At 66.7% G+C, this 609-nt stretch carries 1 protein-coding gene; it reads left to right on the top strand.

Features of this window, described 5'->3' with window-relative positions:
- The coding region (locus NKH03_RS34915; RefSeq protein ID WP_352973395.1) for a condensation domain-containing protein at positions 1-609 on the top strand (609 nt) is incomplete at both ends.

The raw sequence follows: 609 nt of genomic DNA, 5'->3' as shown, positions 1-609 counted from the left end.
CGCCAACATCCAGGATATCTATTGCCTGTCGCCGCTGCAGGACGGCATCCTGTTCCATCATCTTCTGGCCGGGCGGGGCGATCCGTATCTGCTGGTCTCGCAGATGGCCTTTGCCGATCGGGGTGTGCTCGATCGCTATCTTGCTGCGGTCCAAAAGGTGGTGGATCGTCACGACATTCTGCGCACGGCCTTTGTCTGGGAGGGTCTGTCGAGCCCGGCGCAGGTGGTGTGGCGCAAGGCGGCCCTGGAGGTGCGCGAGGTCGAGCTGGATGAGGATGGCGGTCCCGGTTCCGAGCAGCTGAAGCGGCGGTTCGATCCGCGCCAGTACCGCATCGACCTTGGCCGGGCGCCCTTGATGCGCGTCGTGATCGCGCGCGAGCCCGGCAGCGGGCGCTGGCTGCTGTTGGAGCTGCTGCACCATCTGATCGGCGATCACACGACGCTGGAGGTCATGCATGCCGAGGTGCGGGCCGTGCTGGAAGGTCGCGGGCATGAGCTTGCCGCGCCGCAGCCGTTCCGCAAGCTGGTGGCGCAGGCGCGGCTGGGGGTCGATGCCAAGGCGCATGAAGAGTTCTTCCGGGCGATGCTGGCCGACATCGACGAGCCGAC

It is taken from the genome of Mesorhizobium sp. M1406, assembly GCF_040317555.1.
In the GTDB taxonomy this organism is placed as follows: domain Bacteria; phylum Pseudomonadota; class Alphaproteobacteria; order Rhizobiales; family Rhizobiaceae; genus Mesorhizobium.
The sequence above is the reverse complement of the archived record's forward strand: the minus strand, read 5'-3'. Positions and strand labels throughout refer to the sequence as shown.